Below are 5,006 nucleotides of genomic sequence, written 5' to 3' on the forward strand. Positions count from 1 at the left end.
AAATTCCACGGTTGATCAACACAGATAAAGCCCCGACGTATGGGCGGGCGCTGGCATTGCTGAAGCGGGAAGGTAAATGTCCGCAGCATGTGCATCACCGGCAGATACAGTACCGGAATAATATAATTGAGTGCGATCATGGCAAACTGAAACGGATAATCAACGCCACGCTGGGCTTCAAATCAATGAAGACGGCTTACGCCACAATCAAAGGCATTGAAGTGATGCGGGCGCTACGGAAAGGTCAGGCAGAATCATTTTATTTGGGGCATCCCCTAGGCGAGATGCGTCTGGTGAGCAGAGTCTTTGAAAGATAAGACCTTTCAATAACACGAAAGGCTAACTCATCAATATCTTTGCAACAGTGCCCTGAAGCGTGAGAAGGTGGTGAAATGGCTGGATCGCACGACCGGCGGGGTGTTTCTGCTGTTTGCCGCGAAGCTGGCGCTGAGCCGCCGCCCGGAATAGTGCAAAGGGCTGACCGGAAAAGAGGGGCGGCCCCTACAGGCTTTTGCTTACAGCGCCCAGATATGGTCGATAATCAGCTGCACGGTACGGTTACCGCGAAACTTATTAACATCAAGCTTGTACGCCAGCTCAACCTGTCTGATGGTCGGAGCCGGCCACAGGGCGGTATCGACATTAAAGGCGATACCGTCCAGCAGCGGGCCGCCGCCAAGCGGTTCAATCATCACTTTCAGATGACGCTCGCCCACCAGCCGCTGCCGTAACAGCTTGAACTTACCGTCAAAGGTTGGCTCCGGGAAGCCCTGCCCCCATGGACCGGCTTCGCGCAGCAGCTCCGCCGTCGGTAACGTCAGCTCCTGCGCCATCAGTTCACCGTCGGACCAGACTACGCCCTGAAGAGACTCGGCATCTAGCCACTCGCCAACCAGCTCAGCAAAGCGCTGGCGGAACTCGTCGAACTTACACTCCTCCAGCGATAAACCCGCCGCCATCGCGTGGCCGCCAAACTTAATAATCAGCCCGGGGTTCAGCGTATGAAGCCGCTCCAGCGCATCCCGCATATGCAGCCCGGCAATGGAGCGGCCAGAACCTTTCAGAGTGCCGTCCCCCGCCGGAGCAAAGGCGATCACCGGACGGTAGAAGCGCTCCTTCAGGCGCGAGGCCAGAATGCCGACCACGCCCTGATGCCACTCGGGATGATACATGGCGATGCCGCGCGGCAGCGCGTCATCGCTGCTTTCGAGGCGATCGCACAGCGCCCGCGCTTCCGACTGCATCCCCTGCTCGATCTCTTTACGCGTCTGGTTTAACGCATCCAGCTCGCTGGCCAGCATACGCGCCTGACCGAGATCTTCACTCAGCAACAGCGCCACGCCAACCGACATATCGTCCAGACGGCCTGCAGCATTTAAGCGCGGCCCAAGCGCGAAGCCTAAGTCGCTGGCGACCAGCTGACGGGCATCGCGATTGGCGATCTCCAGCAGCGCGCGGATACCCGGGCGGCATTTCCCGGCGCGAATACGGCTCAGCCCCTGCCACACTAGGATGCGGTTGTTAGCATCCAGCGGCACCACGTCGGCGACCGTACCCAGCGCCACCAGATCCAGCAGTTTCGCCAAGTTTGGCAGAGTGGTCACGCCGCTGTCGCGCAGCTGCGATCGCAACGCCAGCATCAGGTAAAACGCCACGCCCACGCCCGCCAGCGCCCGTGAGGGGAACTGGCAGGCGTTGAGGTTGGGGTTAACGATAGCGTTAGCCTCAGGCAGCGAGTCGCCCGGCAGGTGGTGATCGGTCACGACCACCAGGATCCCTTTCTCGTGCGCCAGCGCTACACCCGCATGAGAGGAGATGCCGTTATCGACCGTGACAATCAGCTGCGCGCCGCGTGCTGCAGCCTGCTCAACCACTTCCGGGCTGATGCCATAGCCATCATCAAAACGGTTCGGCACTAGGTATTTAATGTTGCTGCCGCCCATGCTGCGCAGCGCCAGCACCGTTAATGCGGTACTGGTGGCGCCGTCGGCGTCGAAATCGCCAACGATCATGATGCACAGGTTATCCTCCAGCGCGCGCTGCAGGATCTCAACTGCCTGCTGAATACCGCTCAGCGACTGGAAGGGATGCAGGTTTTTCGCACCGCGCTCCAGCTCGGCAGCTGCGGTAACACCGCGTTGAGCGTAGAGACGACGTAACAGCGGGTGTAGTTCACTAGGAAGTGCAGCAGCCTCTGTCGCTTCGCGGCGACGGAGTTCAGTTTTACTGTTCACGAAAATCAGCCGCCGTTTTTCTGGCTGTCGAGAAATTTCTTCAAATCCTGCGGCTCCTGATAGCCTGGGATCATGGTGCCATTTTCCAGTAGCATGGCAGGAGTGCCCTGAATGCCGAACAGCACGCCTAGTTTGTACTGCTGACCAATATCGATTTTACAATCGGCAGGTGTGACCGTTTTGCCCTTCATCGCGGCGCTGAATGCTTTGCGCGGGTCAGCGCTACACCAGACGGACTTCATCTCTTTGGCTACCTGACCATTCATCCCTTCACGCGGGAAGGTTAGGTAGCGCACGGTAATACCCAGCGCATTGTAGTCCGCCATCTGCTCGTGCAGCTTGCGGCAGTAGCCACAGCTGATATCGGTAAATGCCGTAATCACATGCTGCTCTTTTGCAGCTTTGTACATGATCATCTCGCTGCTCAACGCATCGACTTTTTTCTGCAGCAGCTGATTGGTCACGTTGACCGGCTGACCGCCGCTGACGTCGTACAGCGGGCCCTGCAGGAAGTGTTTGCCGTCTTCTGTGACGTACAGCACACCGCTCTCATTCAGCACGGTTTTGATGCCCGGCAGCGGCGAAGGCTGGATCTCGGTCTGCTGTAAGCCCAGTCTGGTCAGCGACTGTTTAATGGCGGCATCATCGGAGTGGGCCAGTCCGCTGACCGAAGCGATGAAAAGAGAAAGTAACAGGTAATGCTTCTTCATTTGATGTCCTTATGTACTCTGAAATCAGGCACGCGGGTGATGCTGCTGATGCAGCTGGCGCAGGCACTCGGTCGCCACGTGCGTATAAATCTGGGTAGTGGATAAATCGCTGTGGCCTAACAGCATCTGCACCACGCGTAAATCAGCGCCGTGGTTAAGCAGATGCGTGGCAAATGCATGCCTCAGCACGTGCGGTGACAGTTTTTCGCTGTCGATGCCCGCCAGTGTGGCGTAATGTTTGATGCGATACCAGAAGGTTTGTCGGGTCATTTGTTGCGCGCGGTTACTGGGAAAAAGCACGTCCAGCGTCTGGTCGTTGAGCAGCCACGGGCACCTGTACTCGATAAACTGCTCGATCCAGTGCACCGCTTCTTCGCCCATCGACACCAGCCGCTCCTTGTTGCCTTTACCGATCACGCGCACCACGCCCTGGCGCAGGCTGACATCGCTGAGCGTTAAGCCCACCAATTCGGTGACGCGCAGCCTGGTAGCGTACAGCAGTTCCAGCATCGCTTTATCGCGCAGCTCAATCGGCTGGTCAAGGCATGGCGACTGCAGCAGGCGTTCAACTTGGGCTTCCGACAGATCCTTAGGCAGGCGTTGAGGCAGTTTGGGCGAGGAGAGCAGCGCGCTGGGATCGTCCTCACGCAGCTTCTCGCGGTAGAGATACTTGAACAGGCGGCGCATGGCGCTCAGCAGACGGGTAGAGCTGGGAGCTTTGTAACCGCCTTCCAGCCGCTCGGCGAGAAACCCCTGCAGGCTGACGGCATCCACGCTCAGTAATGAGTACTGTTGATGCTCCAGCCAGCCGCACAGCGAACGCAGGTCAAGACGATAAGAGGCAACAGTATTCTGCGCCAGATTGCGCTCGATCCACAGGGCATCAAGAAATTGCTCAATCAGATCGTTATCCTGCACCTTATCCTCTCTTTTAATGACACGGCGTGGCTGTCAGTGCGCTGCCATAAATTACTTTCCAAAATATCAGCATGATACGTCATCACTCACGCTGAGTGAACCACGTCCATTATGCCTTATTCATGGCCGTTTCTGATATAATCGCCACCAGACTTTAGGAAAAATGAGTTCCACTACCATGAATATCGGTCTGTTTTACGGCTCCAGCACCTGTTATACCGAAATGGCCGCTGAGAAAATCCGCGACTTTATCGGCGAAGATCTCGTTACGCTGCACAATCTTAAAGAGGATTCCCCGGCGCTGATGGAGCAGTACGATCTGCTGATCCTCGGCATTCCCACCTGGGATTTTGGCGAGTTGCAGGAGGACTGGGAAGCGATCTGGACCGATCTGCCAACGCTAAATCTGCAGGACAAAGTGGTGGCGCTGTACGGCATTGGCGATCAGGGGGAGTACAGCGAATGGTTCCTCGATGCGCTGGGCATGCTGCATGAAGTACTGGCCCAGTCCGGCGTCAAGTTTGTCGGCTACTGGCCGCTGGCAGGCTACGAATTTACCAGTACCAAACCGCTCACCGCGGATGGTCAGAAATTTGTCGGGCTGGCGCTGGATGATATCACCCAGTTTGAGCAGACCGATGAGCGCATTGCGCAGTGGTGCGAGCAGATCCTGACCGAGATGGCAGAGATGCTGTAACCAGAAAAAGGGCGATGGGTAAAACAGTGATAGGCTCTGGCTAATGAACTGGCCAAAAATCTCAAAACCCCAGAGGATCTCAATCAGTTCGATCGGCTGCTGAAAAAAGTTAGTGTGGAAGCCGCCCTCAATGCCGAAATGACTCACCATCTCGGCTACGATAAAAACCAGCCTAGGACCAGTAGCAATGCCCGTAATGGTTACTCGACAAAGATGGTAGCCAGCAGTGGTGGCCCACTGGAACTGCAAACTCCACGCGATCGTGACGGTACCTTCGAACCGCAAATGGTGAAGAAAAATCAGACCCGTATTACCGGGATGGACAACCTCCTGTCGCTGATCACTGTTCATTTTGCCAGTAATGGTGTCTACCTGACCGGAATTGCTGTTCACGTCTCTAGAATCATTCTTAACGCATTGATTTTTAGGCACTATTGCAAAGATCTG

Annotated in this window: 6 protein-coding genes and 1 pseudogene; 4 read left to right on the forward strand and 3 right to left on the reverse strand. The window is 56.3% G+C overall.

Annotated elements, in window-relative coordinates:
- Together BBW68_RS07890 and BBW68_RS17790 are read left to right on the forward strand one after the other, a co-directional pair.
- On the forward strand, positions 1-317 hold a 317-nt coding region (locus tag BBW68_RS07890), incomplete at its 5' end, for a DDE-type integrase/transposase/recombinase (protein ID WP_148127476.1).
- Positions 318-369: 52 nt separating this feature from the next.
- A pseudogene (locus BBW68_RS17790) lies at positions 370-468 on the forward strand (LysE family translocator); the annotation flags it as partial.
- A gap of 47 nt (positions 469-515) precedes the next feature.
- Here the strand turns inward: BBW68_RS17790 and recJ are convergent.
- The 3 genes from recJ to xerD are packed head-to-tail and all read right to left on the reverse strand — an operon-like array spanning position 516 to position 3,862.
- Positions 516-2,234 carry a single-stranded-DNA-specific exonuclease RecJ gene (gene recJ, locus BBW68_RS07895; RefSeq protein WP_070134739.1) on the reverse strand — a complete coding sequence of 573 codons (1,719 nt, stop codon included), beginning with the start codon at positions 2,232-2,234 and terminating at the stop codon, positions 516-518.
- Positions 2,235-2,239: 5 nt separating this feature from the next.
- Positions 2,240-2,944: a bifunctional protein-disulfide isomerase/oxidoreductase DsbC gene (gene dsbC / locus BBW68_RS07900; protein ID WP_070134741.1), complete on the reverse strand. Its 705-nt coding sequence runs from the start codon at positions 2,942-2,944 to the stop codon at positions 2,240-2,242.
- 24 nt (positions 2,945-2,968) lie between these two features.
- The gene (gene xerD, locus BBW68_RS07905; protein WP_070134743.1) at positions 2,969-3,862 is read right to left on the reverse strand and encodes a site-specific tyrosine recombinase XerD; all 894 of its coding nucleotides are present in this window, start codon (positions 3,860-3,862) and stop codon (positions 2,969-2,971) included.
- Between the two features lie 178 nt (positions 3,863-4,040).
- On the opposite strand from xerD, the gene fldB reads away from it, so the two are divergent.
- Both fldB and BBW68_RS07915 read left to right on the forward strand, forming a co-directional pair.
- Entirely contained in the window at positions 4,041-4,559 is a 519-nt protein-coding gene (fldB, locus tag BBW68_RS07910) for a flavodoxin FldB (protein WP_070134745.1), read from the forward strand.
- 36 nt (positions 4,560-4,595) lie between these two features.
- A partial coding sequence (locus BBW68_RS07915; protein ID WP_420835337.1) for a transposase occupies positions 4,596-5,006 on the forward strand: 411 nt, incomplete at its 3' end.

It is taken from the genome of Candidatus Erwinia dacicola (assembly GCF_001756855.1).
GTDB classification, from domain to species: Bacteria; Pseudomonadota; Gammaproteobacteria; order Enterobacterales; family Enterobacteriaceae; genus Erwinia; species Erwinia dacicola.

Coding starts and splice junctions, on each gene's coding strand:
- dsbC (WP_070134741.1), bottom strand. CDS start 2,944: ATGAAGAAGCATTACCTGTTACTTTCTCTTTTCATCGCTTCGGTCAGC.
- fldB (WP_070134745.1), top strand. CDS start 4,041: ATGAATATCGGTCTGTTTTACGGCTCCAGCACCTGTTATACCGAAATG.